The organism is Gemmatimonadaceae bacterium (genome assembly GCA_035606695.1).
GTDB lineage: Bacteria > Gemmatimonadota > Gemmatimonadetes > Gemmatimonadales > Gemmatimonadaceae > JAQBQB01.
This window is the reverse complement of the sequence record DATNEW010000033.1, coordinates 94,683-108,006: the sequence shown is the minus strand read 5'-3', so window position 1 is coordinate 108,006 and position 13,324 is coordinate 94,683. Positions and strand designations below refer to the sequence as shown.

At 65.2% G+C, this 13,324-nt stretch carries 11 protein-coding genes; 8 read left to right on the top strand and 3 right to left on the bottom strand.

Annotated features, from left to right (window positions below):
• Positions 1-95: 95 nt before the first annotated feature.
• On the top strand, positions 96-824 hold the full coding sequence (locus tag VN706_18065) for a VTT domain-containing protein (protein HXT17553.1): 729 nt from the start codon (positions 96-98) through the stop codon (positions 822-824).
• A gap of 232 nt (positions 825-1,056) precedes the next feature.
• Here VN706_18065 and VN706_18060 read toward each other — a convergent pair whose 3' ends face one another.
• On the bottom strand, positions 1,057-1,497 hold the full coding sequence (locus VN706_18060; protein HXT17552.1) for a DUF6632 domain-containing protein: 441 nt from the start codon (positions 1,495-1,497) through the stop codon (positions 1,057-1,059).
• 166 nt (positions 1,498-1,663) lie between these two features.
• On the opposite strand from VN706_18060, the gene VN706_18055 reads away from it, so the two are divergent.
• From VN706_18055 to VN706_18045, 3 genes are all read left to right on the top strand, one after another.
• Positions 1,664-2,761, top strand: a complete 1,098-nt coding sequence (locus VN706_18055) for a histidine kinase (protein ID HXT17551.1) — start codon at positions 1,664-1,666, stop codon at positions 2,759-2,761.
• Positions 2,743-3,537 carry a LytTR family DNA-binding domain-containing protein gene (locus tag VN706_18050; GenBank protein HXT17550.1) on the top strand — a complete coding sequence of 265 codons (795 nt, stop codon included), beginning with the start codon at positions 2,743-2,745 and terminating at the stop codon, positions 3,535-3,537. The genes VN706_18055 and VN706_18050 overlap by 19 nt, the downstream gene beginning before the upstream one ends.
• A 163-nt stretch (positions 3,538-3,700) precedes the next feature.
• Positions 3,701-5,155, top strand: coding sequence for an FAD-binding oxidoreductase (locus VN706_18045; protein ID HXT17549.1), 1,455 nt, complete (start codon positions 3,701-3,703; stop codon positions 5,153-5,155).
• Positions 5,156-5,193: 38 nt separating this feature from the next.
• On the opposite strand, the gene VN706_18040 is transcribed toward VN706_18045, so the two are convergent.
• Both VN706_18040 and VN706_18035 read right to left on the bottom strand, forming a co-directional pair.
• Complete coding sequence (locus tag VN706_18040) at positions 5,194-7,653, bottom strand: ADOP family duplicated permease (GenBank protein HXT17548.1); 2,460 nt, start codon at positions 7,651-7,653, stop codon at positions 5,194-5,196.
• 245 nt (positions 7,654-7,898) lie between these two features.
• Positions 7,899-8,216, bottom strand: coding sequence for a helix-turn-helix transcriptional regulator (locus tag VN706_18035; GenBank protein HXT17547.1), 318 nt, complete (start codon positions 8,214-8,216; stop codon positions 7,899-7,901).
• Positions 8,217-8,365: 149 nt separating this feature from the next.
• Here VN706_18035 and VN706_18030 point away from each other — a divergent pair, with 149 nt between their 5' ends.
• From VN706_18030 to VN706_18015, 4 genes are all read left to right on the top strand, one after another.
• Positions 8,366-9,133 (top strand): class I SAM-dependent methyltransferase, encoded by a 768-nt coding sequence (locus VN706_18030; protein ID HXT17546.1) that lies wholly within the window; start codon positions 8,366-8,368, stop codon positions 9,131-9,133.
• A gap of 63 nt (positions 9,134-9,196) precedes the next feature.
• Positions 9,197-9,529: a PadR family transcriptional regulator gene (locus VN706_18025; protein ID HXT17545.1), complete on the top strand. Its 333-nt coding sequence runs from the start codon at positions 9,197-9,199 to the stop codon at positions 9,527-9,529.
• A gap of 1 nt (position 9,530) precedes the next feature.
• On the top strand, positions 9,531-12,272 hold the full coding sequence (locus VN706_18020) for an ABC transporter permease (GenBank protein HXT17544.1): 2,742 nt from the start codon (positions 9,531-9,533) through the stop codon (positions 12,270-12,272).
• Positions 12,273-12,426: 154 nt separating this feature from the next.
• Positions 12,427-13,299 carry a hypothetical protein gene (locus VN706_18015; GenBank protein HXT17543.1) on the top strand — a complete coding sequence of 291 codons (873 nt, stop codon included), beginning with the start codon at positions 12,427-12,429 and terminating at the stop codon, positions 13,297-13,299.
• The last annotated feature ends 25 nt before the right edge of the window (positions 13,300-13,324 follow it).

The window sequence follows — 13,324 nt, the reverse complement described above, 5'->3', positions numbered from 1 at the left end:
TGTATGCGGTGACTCGATGCATTGCCGGTGTGTAGAGCGACGCACGCGGCAGCGATCGGGGGCGTCTGGCGCGTGCCTTGCCAGTGTGTGCACGAATGCCTGCCATACACGCGACACCGGCGGTGAATGGATCGACCGAAGACCGCCGTGGTCTCCGCCGGAAGCTCGTCGTCCGCATTGCCATCCTGGTCGTGATCCTTGGCGCCGCGAGCCTCGTCGCCTGGCGGCTTGGCTACTTCACGCTGCTCGGCAGCGGCGGCCTTCGCCGGCTCATGGACCGTCTGCATCGCGTGCCGTGGATCGGCCCATTGTACGTCGTCGGCTTTGCGCTCGTGGCGGCGCTTGGTATTCCGCTGACGCCGCTGGTTCTCCTCGCCGGCGCGCTGTTCGGGTTCGCCGAGGGGGTCGTCGTCGCCTGGGTCGGCCTGATCCTCGGCACGTCGGGCGCGTACTGGATCGCGCGGCTCATCGGCGGCGCCTCGGTCACCCGGCTGCTCGCGGGACATGAGGACATCATCGCGAAGCTGCACGGACGAAGAGGCTTTCTGACGCTGCTGCGGCTGCGCGCCATCCCGCTGATTCCGTCGCTTCTGCTCGACTACTCCGCCGGCACGGCGCGCATGGATTATGTGGCGTATGTCGGCGCGACGATGCTCGGGTCATTCACGAGCACCGCGATCTTCGTGTTTCTGGCGTCTCATGTGGCGACGGGACTCACCACCGGCGCGGCCCACGAGGCGTTGCTCTGGTCAGTCGGCGCGGGCGTGGTGCTGGTCACGATGAGCTTCGCGCCGGCGCTCGTGCGTCGCATGCGCCGGACGTGATCGCGCGGTGATCCTCGAACGAAGGCGCAGGCGATCGCGGTGGCGGTGGCGGCGGCGGCGGCGGCCGTGTGCTGGATCGGGCCGCCGCCGTTCCGCCAGATCGCGTCCTTGTGGGTGAAGACCTGAACGACGCTGGCCCTGAGCACCGGCGTGGCCGCCGGGACATGAACCTCAAGGTCGATCCGCGCAACAAGCAACTGGTGGCCGGCGGCCCGATCGTCGCCGCGGTTGGCTACGCCCCCGCTGGATTCGGCTGAACGGAGGTTCGAGCGGAATGAGATCTCTCCGTGCGCGCCGGTGCTGGGTCTCGTGCCGGTAACGCGGCGAGGAGCAGCAGGCCAATCGCGCCAACGATCACGATGTCTTGTGGACTGTCCTTCCTGTGCAGCCCGTGCGACCAGGCTTCGGCGGTCATGACCGCCATCGTTGTCGCATGAGCGAGCGTGGACCAAGCGCCAAATGCGATCAGCGAGCGATGTCGTGCCGGCTGCTTCACGGCCAGCAACAGAAAGACCCCGAGCACGGTGTTGACGCTCACGAACATCGGGAAGGCGTCCTGATGGTTTTGAAGCCAGTTGGGCCGCAACAGGCTATCGAACAGCGGGTACATCCAGGACAGATACAAGAGGCCCACGAGGCCCACGACGACCTGCACCGCGCGCTGACGCTTCATGCCATCCTCCGGTTTGAGATGTGCGAACGGAGAGCAGGCTACCTCGTGCTCCACGATGCCAACAAGGGTTGTGGGATCGACGACGGCGTCACGCTGATCGACTGAACTCGTTGCGTGACAAACGACACCCGGTTGCCGCCGCCAGAGCATCGACGCATCATGTCGCATGGCAACCGACGTAATGCGGATCACGCGGACCACGCGCATCACGCAGATCTCGCGAATCGTGGCGCTCGCGCTCGCGGCGGGCACGCTGTTCACGGGGCAAGTGGTGCTCACGCAACTCCACACCGGCCAGCCCGTCGACGTCGGACCGACCGTCCTCGCCGCGTTGCTGTTCTGGGGGTTATGGGCTCTGCTGACTCCCGTGGTCTTGGTGGCCACGCACCGTTGGCCACTCGACACAACGCCGATCTATCGACCGGTGCTTCTGCACTTGGGCCTATCGATCGTCATGGCCGTCGTACAAACCATGCTTGCGTTCGGCCTCGGGTCGTTCGCGTTGTATCTGTCCGGATCGGCCGGTGCGCATGAAGCATTGAAAGCCGCCACCAGTCCGTCCGCGCTGGCATGGGGTGCCTTTGCTGGTATGTTCTTCTACTGGCTGGTCGCCGCAGTGGATGCGGCGCTGCGCTTCCGAGGTCGCTACGCCGCACTGGAGTTGGAGCTCAACCGGTCGAAGCTCGATGCGTTACGATCGCAGCTTCGGCCTCATTTTCTTTTCAATACGCTCAACGCCATCTCGGGGCTCGTACCGCAGGGTGACAACGCTCACCGGATGATATTGAGGCTGTCCTCGCTCCTGCGGCGGAGTCTCGACGAAGACTCCCACGAGGTTCCGCTTCGGACGGAGCTGACGTTCCTCGATGATTATCTCGACATCCAGCGGCTGCGGTTCGGAGACCAACTGGTCGTCGAGGTCGACACGGAGCCAGGCGCGCTCGGGGCGCGAGTGCCGGTGTTCCTCTTGCAGCCGCTCCTGGAAAACGCGATCGAGTACGGAGAATCCGACGATGGCCACACGACGATTCGTCTGTCCGCTCATCGCGACGGAGATCAGCTGGTCATCCGCGTCGAGGACGACGGACCGGGGCTGGCAGTCGTGAATCCGGTACGCGAAGGCGTCGGGCTCGGAAATACGCGGGCGCGGCTGAACCATCTGTACGGCGCGCGAGCGGCGGTCGAGCTGTCGGCGCGGCGCGACGCCGCGCAACTGCGCGGCACCAGCGTCGTGATCCGGCTGCCGTGGGCCGGGTCGTCATGAACGTGCTCGTGGTGGACGATGAGCCGTTGGCGCGGCGGGTGCTCCGGCGCGCGCTCGACCTCTTGCCGGACATCGCGTGCGTCGGCGAGTGCGGCCGCCGCGACGAGGCGGTCGCGATGATTCTCGAGCGCAAACCGGACATCGTGTTACTCGATATCCAACTGGGCCGCACGACGGCATTCGAGATCATTGAAGACATCGGCGTCGAGGAAATGCCGCTGGTCATCTTCGTGACGGCGTATGACCGCCACGCACTCAAGGCGTTCGAGGTGCATGCGCTCGACTATGTCCTCAAACCCGTTGATCCCGATCGCCTGCGGGAAGCGCTCGACCGGGCCGCCTCCGTTCTGTCGTTGCAGCGCGGGGCTTCACTCGCCGATCGGCTCGAACGGCTGTTGACGCATCTGCCGACTGCTTTGGCCCCCAGCGCTGCACCCGTTCCGGCACAACGCCTGACGGTGCGAGATGGAGAGGGACTGCGCCTGCTCGAATCCAGCCAGATCGAGTGGATCGAGAGCGCCGGCAATTACGTACACGTGCATAGCGGCGGTCGCGCGTTCGTGATCCGGACGACGATGGATCGCGTCGCGCGGCGCCTGGCAGCCGATACGTTCTTGCGCGTGCGACGCACGGCCCTCATCAACACGCGCTTCGTGGGAAAGATCGAGCGGTACGGCAAGGGCACCTACGTCGTGCATCTCCGCAGCGGTGCGAAGGTGGTCACCGGCCGGTTCTATCAGGCCGGTCTGCGCCGATTGCTCGAGCTCGGAGCCTAAGCGAGAGCGACGGCCCGGCAACGTTTCGGGCTCGCGGTGTGTTTCAAACCTTTCGAACATTGGAATGGTCGAAACACATAGGCGGTTTTCTTCGCCACGGACAGCAGATCGCCAATCCGCCTCGCGGTTCCCTCCGCTCCTCACGTTCGTTGCGTGCATTTCCATGACACTCTCCCGCCGGTCGTTTGTTTCACGTAGCGCCATCGCGGCCGCGGCATTTGCCGGCCGACCATTGCTGGGTCGGTCCGCGTTTCGCGATTTTCCGCGAGCGGGATCGGATTTCGAGACCTTGCGGGCGTCGATCAGGGGAACACTGCTGCTTCCGGCAGACGCGCCGTACGAGCGCGCGCGGCGTACGTGGAGCTTCAATCCGCGTACGGATGCCCGGCCGGCGGCAATCGTTCGCTGCGCCGACGCGGACGACGTCCTCAAGTCGGTCGCGTTCGCGCGCGAGCATTCGCTGGAGCTCGCCGTTCGCGGCGGCGGCCACGACATTCTCGGCGCCTCGACGGTAAATGGCGGCTTGATCATCGATCTCTCGTCAATGAAGGCCATCGAGGTCGATTCGAGACAACGCACGGCTCGAGTACAGCCTGGCGTGGTCTCAGGCGAATTCAAGGCGGCTCTTCCACCGGACCTCGCGCCCGTACTTGGCTGCAATCCCGCGGTCGGCGTCGCGGGACTTACGTTGGGAGGAGGCATTGGGTGGTTCCTGGGAACGCACGGCGCGGCGTGCGACAACCTCGCATCGGCAACCATCGCGACCGCCGGCGGCGAGTTGCTTCACGTGAGCGAGAACGAGCACCCCGATCTGTTCTGGGCGATTCGAGGCGGCGGCGGAAACTTCGGTATCGTGACGCAGCTCGAATATCGCGTACACCCGATCACTACTGTCGTGGGCGGCGTGGTCGCGTTTCGGCAGAGCGACATCGGCGCCTTCCTTCGCTTCTATCGCGATTATATGAAGGCGGCGCCTGATCCGCTCGCGGTCGAAGTGTCGATCTTCAGCGACCCCGACCCCGTAATCTGGGCGATGGTTTGCTGGAACGGTCCGCCTGACGCCGGACTACGCGCGCTCGAGCCGCTCCGCACATTCGCTACACCGATTGCTGATACGATCGAGGAAGCCCCATGGACGCGATTCCTCGCGAGAATGCCGCAGCGGACGATGGTCAGGACCAGCAACACCTACTGGCGCGGCGACACGTTGAGCGTGCTGTCCGACGGCGCGATTTCGGCGTTCGCCAATTCCATCGCCTCGGCGCCAGCCGGCTGGCAACTGGGCCTTGGCCACTACATGCATGGCCGCATTTGCGACGTCGCGGCGAGCGCGACGCCATTTCAGCGAAAGCTGGGTCAGTCCACCCATTTCATCAGCGCGAGCTGGAGCGATGGAAAGGACGCGGACCGGGCGCTCACATGGGTCGATGGCACCTGGAGTGCGCTGCATCAGTTCGCCGATACAGGCACGTACGTCAACTATCTCAGCGAGAGTTCCAACGCCGCGGTGCGTGCGGCCTACGGCAACAGTTACGAACGCCTGGCCGCGATCAAACGCATGTACGATCCCGACAACGTCTTTCATCGCAACCGCAATATTCCGCCTGCGCGTGCATAAGGGCACGTGCAGACGAGCCGCGTGCCGGCGCTCGCGCACTATTCCTGCCGCAGCGCCAGCGCCGGATCGGTTCGTGCCGCGCGCCATGCGGGCATGATCAGCGCGATCAACGCCACGGCAAGCATCGTCGCCGACACCGCCACATAGACAACGGGGTCGTGTGGCGACTCGTCGAACAACTGCGGGCCAATGCGTCCGCCGAGCGCCCATGCGACGAGAATCGCGGCGGATAATGCGATGAACACCACCCGAACACCGTAGCCGACGACCAACGTGATGATGTTCCTTCCCGTAGCGCCGACCGCGATGCGCACGCCGAACTCGCGCATCCGCTGGGCAACGAGATAACCAATCACGCTATACAAACCGGTGGCGGCGACGATCATCGCCAGCGCCGCGAACGCGCCGAACAGCGCCGCGCCAACGCGCCACGTGCGAATCTGCGGATCGACGCGGTCCTGCAGCGCGGCGACGTCGACATACCGCGCCGCCGGGGCAAGCCGCGCAACCGTGCGCCGCGTCATCTCGATCGCCGCGCCAACCGGCCCGCGTGGCCGGACGAGCAACGTCGTCCCGGAGATGCCGATCTCCTGGCCGAGCGGAACGTAGTATTGCATCGCCGGCTCCTCGCGAATGCCGAACCGATGGGCATCCGCGACGATGCCAACGATCGTCGCGCACTGCTCGAGTCCACCGATGAGCAGACACTTGCCCAGCGCTCGTTCGTGCGGCCAGAGGGTGCGCGCCATCGTTTCATTGACGATCGCGGCGCGGACGCGCGACGCGCCCTCGTGCGGAGAGAATACTCGCCCGCTGAGCAGGCGCGTGCCGACGGTTCGAAAGTAGTCATCGCCGACCGCGGTCACATACGGCCCGCCGCCGCCGAGGACCGGGATCGTGTCCCGGCCCGGCACGCTCAGATTCACGGTGAACGCGCTGCGAAATGGCGAACCGATGACGAGACTGGCGGCCGTCACATCCGACCGATGAGCCACGCTGTCGCGAATCCGATTCCATGCGAGCGCCTGCTGCGCCGCCGCGGCTTTGGCGGCGCTGTCGCCCGGCGGCGACACCGGCCAGTACACCGATGCCGCCACGACCTTGTCGGTGTCGATCCCGAGATCGATCCGCCGCACGTTCATGAGACTTCTCACAAACAAGCCGGCGGCGATAAGAAGCACGGCGGTGAGCGCGGTTTGCGCGAACAGGAGCATGGTGCGTACTCGCTCGTGTCGGCCGCCGCCGTCGCGCGCGCCGCCCTTCACCGCCTGCGACAAATCGATGCGACGCGACTGAAGCAACGGCGTCACGGAAACGACGAGCGAGACGATTGCGGTCAGAACGACGATCACGGCGAGCACGCGCGGATCGACCGCCGACGTCGTCCACGTCATATCGGTGAGAAAGAAACGGCGAATCCCGTTCCCCGCGGCGTTCGCGACGACGACACCCACCGCGCCGCCGAGGAGCGCGACGAGCATGCCATCGGCGAGCAGCAGCTGAATCATTCGCCGTCGGCTCATGCCAAGCACCAGGCGCACCGCCAGCTCGCCGCGCCGCCGGAGCGCGCGTGCAAGCAGCAGATTGCCGATGTTCGCGCAGGCAATGAGGAGCACGACGACCGTCACCCCTGTCAACCACCGCGCAAGCGATGCGACCGCGGGCTCGGTTCCTTCAGGCGTGAACGAGATGGGCCGCACACTGATCGTCGCGTCACGCCAGTTCGTGTCCGTTCCCGTGTACGCGCGCCGAAACGCCGTCGTCGCGTCCGACGATGCTTGATCGGCATCGATTCCCGGACGCACGCGCGCAACGATCTGCACCCAGCGCGCGTTCCACGTGGTCGGCCAGTCAGGCCGGGGATGAGCACCGCTCGACAGCGGAATCCAGTAGTCGACCTCCGAGCGTTCGGCGCCGGTGAATCCCGGTGGTGCAACGCCGATCACCGTGAATGGACGGAAGGCAATCGTGATCGTGCGTCCAAGAATGTCGCGATCACCGCCAAACGCTCTGATCCAGTACTCGTACGCGAGCACCGTCACGTCCTGCGGCGCACGCGGATCGTCCTCGGCGGCGGAATAGAACCGGCCAAGGTAGGGCCGAACCCCGAGCGTGGTGAACAAATCCGCCGATGCGGCGACGCCGGGCAGGCTGCGAGCGTTCACACCTGTTCCCACGACCCAGGAGCTCGATTGGTATGCGCCGATGCTCGCGAAAGCATGCGCACCGTCGCGCAATCCCGTGTACGCGGCGTAACTCGTCGTGCTATTGGTCTCGAGCTCGTTGGGCGGGTGTCTGACGGTGGCGTAGAATCGCATGACCCGCGCGGGCTCGATCACATGATCGGGGCCATGGAGCAGGATGCGATCGACGATTCCAAACATGGCCGCGGCAGAGCCGATCCCGAGTCCCAGCGTAACGGCGCAGAGGATCGCGAAGCCCGGCGCGGAGCGAAGACTCCGCGCCGCATGCCGCACGTCGGTCCAGAGTTGGCGCATCAATGGATCTCCATGGGGAGCGGGTGAACCGGCGGCGCGCTGGCGGTGCAATGAAAGCGTCCAGACCGCGGCGATTGCTTGACGCCAGAACGCGCTCCGGGCACCGAAGTGCCCCGCGTGTCTCGTCTCGTCATGAAAATCCTCGAGCAGGTCGCCGATGACGTGCTCACGCTCGGCTTCGGGCAACAAGGTGCCGAGAAGCCAGAGTGCTAGCCGGGGTGCGCATCGACGCGCGGCGTGATTCGTCATCGCGCGTCGAACCTGAGGTCGAGGCCCGCGGTGAGCTTCCTCAGCCCCCGTACGCTCTCACGAATGGAGCGCCGGCCGGCGGCCGTCACCGAGTAGCATCGAGTGCGCCGGCCGCCGCGCACTGGCGTCGGCGCTCCGGTCGTGGCGGTGACGAATCCCTTCTCGGCTAATCGTCCGAGGGTCTTGTAGATGGCGCCAAGAGTGACGTCGCGTCCGGTGCAGTCGCGGATCTCGTCGCGGATGGGAATGCCATACGCGTTTTCGCCGATCCGGAGGATCGCCAACAGGAGCACCTGTTCGAACTCGCCGAGCATGAGCGTCTCATAAGTGTGACATTGTCACTATTATTGCCGTGCGAACCTGCACGGCGCAAGCCCCATGTTCGGCCCTTCGCCGTGCGAATCGCCGCGGGGTGCGCGAGCGACCATCGAGCAATAATTTCACGTGACATCATGGATCGCGGATGACCACTTACGACATTCTCGGACGCGCCTACTCGGCGCGGCGACACAGCGATCCGCGAATCGCGGCCGCGATCGCGTCCGCCCTCGGAAGCTCACCGTCCGTGCTCAACGTGGGCGCGGGCACCGGCTCGTATGAGCCGGCCGACCGCGCGGTGATCGCGCTCGAGCCGTCGCGTGTGATGATCGCGCAGCGGCCGTCGGACGCCGCCGCGGCGGTGTGCGGCGTGGCCGAGCATCTTCCGTTTCGCGACGGGCAGTTCGACGCGGTGCTGGGAATTCTGACGCTGCACCACTGGACCGATCAGCGTCGCGGCCTGCTCGAGTGCCGGCGCGTCGCGCGCGATCGCGTCGTCCTCCTGACGTGGGATCCGACGTGCAACGACTACTGGCTCATTCGCGAGTACTTCCCGGAATTTCAGGCGCTCGATCTACCGCGCTTCGCGACCTTCGCCGAGCTGACCGCGATGATGGGCCCGATCGAAGTTCATGACGTGCTCATCCCCGCCGATTGCACCGACGGATTTCTCGGCGCGTATTGGCGCCGCCCCGAGGCGTATCTCGATGCCGTTGTACGGTCAGGGATTTCGTCCTTTCATGATGTTGCAGACGACGATCCACGTCTGATCAGACTGCGCCGCGACGTCGAGAGCGGCGACTGGGCTGAACGACACGCCGACCTCCTCGCGCGCACGACGTTGGACATCGGGTACCGGATCGTCGTCGCGCGTTCGTCCGGTTCCGGTGCGCGTGGCGACGTACGCGCATGAACCCGTATTGTTGACTTTCGACAATAGTCGCCGCACTATTGTCGGAACCCGACAATACTCGACATGGCCCGCTCGTCGACCGACCTCCTGCGCGGAACTCTCGATCTCCTGATCCTCCGATCACTGGCCCTCGGCGCCCTGCACGGCTGGGCGCTGGCCCAGCGCATCGAGCAGCAATCGGAGCATCTCCTTCGCATCGGCCAGGGCTCGCTCTACCCCGCGCTCCGAAGACTCGAACAGCAGGGCTGGATCCAGAGCGAATGGAGAACGACGGAAGACAATCGTCCCGCGCGGTTCTACACCCTGACCGCATCGGGGCGCCGCGCGCTGACCGCTGAAACGAAGAGCTGGCGCCAGTACGTCTACGCGGTCGACCTGATTCTGGATGGGCGGTGACATGTCTCGAACCCGGCCCACACTGAAGGACCGCGCGCGGGCCTGGAGCCGCCGCCTGCGTTCGCTGCTTCGCCCTCGGGCGACTGAACGGGAGGCGGACGCCGAGCTTGCGTTCCATCTCGAGATGGAGACGGAGAAGTACCGGCGCGCCGGACTCACGCCGGACGCGGCACGACGCGCGGCGCTGCTCGCGTTTGGCGGCGTCAATCAGACCGCCGAAGCATTGCGTGACGTGCAGCGGCTCGCCTGGATCGACGATACCATTCGAGATCTGAAATATTCCGCGCGCACGTTGCGGCGCGCGCCGGCGTTTACCGCGGCGGTCGTCGCGACGCTCGCGCTCACCGTGGGTAGCGCCACCGGCGTCTTCGCCGTGGTACATGCGATCGTGATCGCGCCACTTCCCTACGCGCAACCCGAGCGACTGATACGAATTTGGGAAGAGAATCGAGCGCAGAGCGTCACGCACGGGCCCGTGTCGCCGGGAACGTTCGTGGCGTTGCGCGCGCGAGCGCACTCGCTCGATCACATTGCGCTGTACGGCGAGCGTGACGCGGTGGCCTCGGTGGAGGACGACCATGATCACTGGGCCGTGCACGAAGCCGGAGCGACGCCGTCGCTGTTCGACGTTCTCGAGGTGCATCCCATTCTTGGCAGCGGATTCCCGCCGGAGCCAGCTCTCGACGGTCAGAACCAACTTCAGAATTCCGTCGTCATCAGCTACGAGCTCTGGCAGCGTGCGTTCGGCGGCCGACCCGATGTGGTCGGCCGGACGTTGAAGGTCGACGACGCGTGGAGTTATCGGGTGCGTGGCGTCATGCCGCCCGGATTCGCATTCCCGAATGGGACCGACGTCTGGACGCCGATGTCGTACGCTCACTCGTTGTCGCCTGTCGAGCGCCAATTTCGCTATTACGGCTCGGTTGCCCGCGTGCGCAACACGGCGCCTGTGGAACGCGCCGAGCGGGAGCTGGCGGCGATCGAGGCGCAGTTGGCGGCCGAGTATCCGGCCTCCAATGCCGGATGGTCGCTTCAAACCGCGCCACTCGATCGCGCGATACTTGGCGATAATCGTCCGATGCTCCTCGCGCTGTTCGGGCTCGCAGTCTGTGTATTGCTGATCGGCTGCGCGAACGTCACGACGCTCGTGTTGGCCCGGGCGAGGGCGCGGGCTCACGAGCTCGCCGTCCGAATCGCGCTCGGAGCCGACCGCCGAAAATTGATGCGCCATTCAATAACAGACGGCCTCTTGCTCGCGTCACTCGGCGGCCTCGCCGGCATCGCCGCCGGCTACGGCACTACGCACTTGCTCGTCGCGTTCGCGCCGTCGAAACTGCCTCGTTTGAGTGAAGTACGGTTCGCGGGTTCGGCGTTGGCGTTTGCGCTCCTCGCCACCACCGGCGTGACGCTTCTGGTGGGAGTTGCGCCGCTCGCCCGAGCCGGGCTGGATCACGCGCACAGCGTGATGCGGTCTCGCACGTCCGCGATCGGCGGCGGCCGCCCGTATCGCGCCGCGCTCGTCGCGGCCCAGGTCGCGCTCGCGTTGATGCTGACGGTCGCTGCGGCCCTATTGGTGAGGAGCTTCGAGCGACTGCGCGGCACCGATCTCGGATTCGACCGCCGGAACGTGTACACCGCGCAGCTGCGTGTATCCGTCGGCCGATTCCCCGGCGCGCGCCCTTGGTTCCTTCGCGTGGCGTACTATGACCACTTGGTCAGCGAGGTGTCGCGTCTTCCCGGAGTCACCGGCGTCGGAGTGACTACGCTGCTTCCACTCACTGGTGATGCGCACTCGGGTGGCATGTGGCGAACCGATGCGCCCGGCGCTCACGGACGGAAACCGCCGACGTCGGCCGCCGATCAATGGAAGGCGGCATTCCAGGCGGTGACGCCCGGCTATTTCAAAACTTTGAACATCCCTGTCGTTCGCGGTCGCTCGTTCGACGACACCGATCGTTTCACCCAGGACGAGCTGACGAATCCGTCGGTGCCCAGGCCGGTGGGAGTAGCGATCATCAACCAAGCGATGGCCTCGCGGTACTTTCCCGGCCAGGACCCTCTCGGCAAGACGATCTTTCTCTTCGACGACCAGACATTCGCCGCCTACCGCACGATCGTCGGCATCGTACGGAATGCGCGCGGCGAGTCGGTCGACAAGGCTCCGGCGCCTACCGTGTTCATCCCGTTCGCGCAGAATCCGGGAATCGGAGGCTCGCTCGTGCTATCATCCTCGCTTCCGGCATCGCGTTTCATTCCCGCCGTCATGAAGGCTCTCAAAGCCGCCGACCCGGCGATCACTATCGCGAGCGTCCGGCCATTGCAGAGCGCCGTCACCGAATCGCTTTCGCCACGGCGCTTTCTGATGCTGCTCGTCGGAGGCTTCGCGGTCCTTGCCCTGCTGTTGTCGAGTGTTGGCGTGTTCGGAATGGTTGGGTACATCGTGCGATCGCAGACCCACGAAATCGGGATTCGCATCGCACTCGGCGCGCGCGCCTCGCAGGTGATCCGCCTGGTCGTCGCTGAGGCGTTCCGTTCGGTCGGAGTCGGTCTCGCCGTCGGCGCGGTGGCCGCTGTCGGCGTCGGTCGTGGAATTCAATCGCTGCTGTACGCCACATCCCCTGTTGACCTGTTGAGTCTCGGAGCGGCGGCAGCGGCCATCATCGTCAGCGCGGCTTTGGCGACCGTGTTGCCGGCCAAGCATGCGCTTGGCGTCGATCCGATTCGATCCCTCCGAAACGAATAAAGAGGCCGGGAAGCGGCTTCGGTCGGTATTGAGGAGCGCGTAAGCTAATGTCTGACAGCGGTTTCCCGATTGTGCGAATTTAGTTGTCGTATAAACTATCTCCATGTAATGCATCATCGACAACGATTTTCCTCGTTCATTTTGGAGAACCACCATGCCGCCGTTTACGTCCGGCCGCCTCCGCTGCATCGTCACCATCGTCACCATCGTCACCATCGTCGGCGTCGCGGGTCTGGCCGCATGCGGCGACTCGACCTCGACCATCAACGAGCCGCAGGGACTCCGCGCCTCGTTCAATACGGCGCCCACCAGCGCCGACATGCAGATGTCCGGCTCGTCGAGCACGGGCTCGCCGAACGGCGGCGCCGCCTTCACATACACGTTCCAGGTGAAATGGTCGAGCGGCGGCCAGGCCAACAATGTCATGTTCACGGACACGCTGCCGGCGAATGTCGGGTTCAATTACGCCGCCGTGGACGGAGTTCCGGCGCGCTGCGCCCAGAACGCGAAAGTCGTGACGTGCGCGATGGGCAACTTCGACAAGACGACGGGCTACACGCCGAACGTGACCATCAACCTCAATGCGCCGCCGACCGTCGGCACGTTCAGCAACACCGGTGTCATTACGTCGGACACGCCCGATCCGCAGCCGGCCAACAACCGCGTCACGGTGAACGTCCAGGTGAAGACGCCGCTCGCGCCGTGCTCCCAGCTCGTCGGTCAGGCGGTGTACAACGGCGTGATGATGTTCGGCAGCGTGGATTCATTCGGAGTCTTCGAGCAGTTCGGGTTCCAGTCGAACGGCGTGAACTACTACGTCATCACGAACTACTTCGACGGAACGCAGCCGCTCACGAACGTGATCAATCTCGACTGCAAGGGACCGGCGCCGGCGCAGTTCGTCGCCAATTTCTTCAACGTCGTCGGCACGCTCGATGGATCGACGATCACGACGCCCAACGGCGTCACGTGGCAAGTGCTGCGCGCCAACGTCATTCAGGTCTTCACGCACAAGGACGCGATCTAAGAGTCGAGGGCCAACCCTCCGCACC

What these genes read in the sequence shown, in the direction of transcription:
- VN706_18065 (HXT17553.1), top strand. Translation starts at nt 96, where the DNA reads ATGCCTGCCATACACGCGACACCGGCGGTGAATGGATCGACCGAAGAC.
- VN706_18060 (HXT17552.1), bottom strand. Translation starts at nt 1,497, where the DNA reads ATGAAGCGTCAGCGCGCGGTGCAGGTCGTCGTGGGCCTCGTGGGCCTC.
- VN706_18055 (HXT17551.1), top strand. Translation starts at nt 1,664, where the DNA reads ATGGCAACCGACGTAATGCGGATCACGCGGACCACGCGCATCACGCAG.
- VN706_18045 (HXT17549.1), top strand. Translation starts at nt 3,701, where the DNA reads ATGACACTCTCCCGCCGGTCGTTTGTTTCACGTAGCGCCATCGCGGCC.
- VN706_18040 (HXT17548.1), bottom strand. Translation starts at nt 7,653, where the DNA reads ATGCGCCAACTCTGGACCGACGTGCGGCATGCGGCGCGGAGTCTTCGC.
- VN706_18035 (HXT17547.1), bottom strand. Translation starts at nt 8,216, where the DNA reads ATGCTCGGCGAGTTCGAACAGGTGCTCCTGTTGGCGATCCTCCGGATC.
- VN706_18030 (HXT17546.1), top strand. Translation starts at nt 8,366, where the DNA reads ATGACCACTTACGACATTCTCGGACGCGCCTACTCGGCGCGGCGACAC.
- VN706_18025 (HXT17545.1), top strand. Translation starts at nt 9,197, where the DNA reads ATGGCCCGCTCGTCGACCGACCTCCTGCGCGGAACTCTCGATCTCCTG.
- VN706_18020 (HXT17544.1), top strand. Translation starts at nt 9,531, where the DNA reads ATGTCTCGAACCCGGCCCACACTGAAGGACCGCGCGCGGGCCTGGAGC.
- VN706_18015 (HXT17543.1), top strand. Translation starts at nt 12,427, where the DNA reads ATGCCGCCGTTTACGTCCGGCCGCCTCCGCTGCATCGTCACCATCGTC.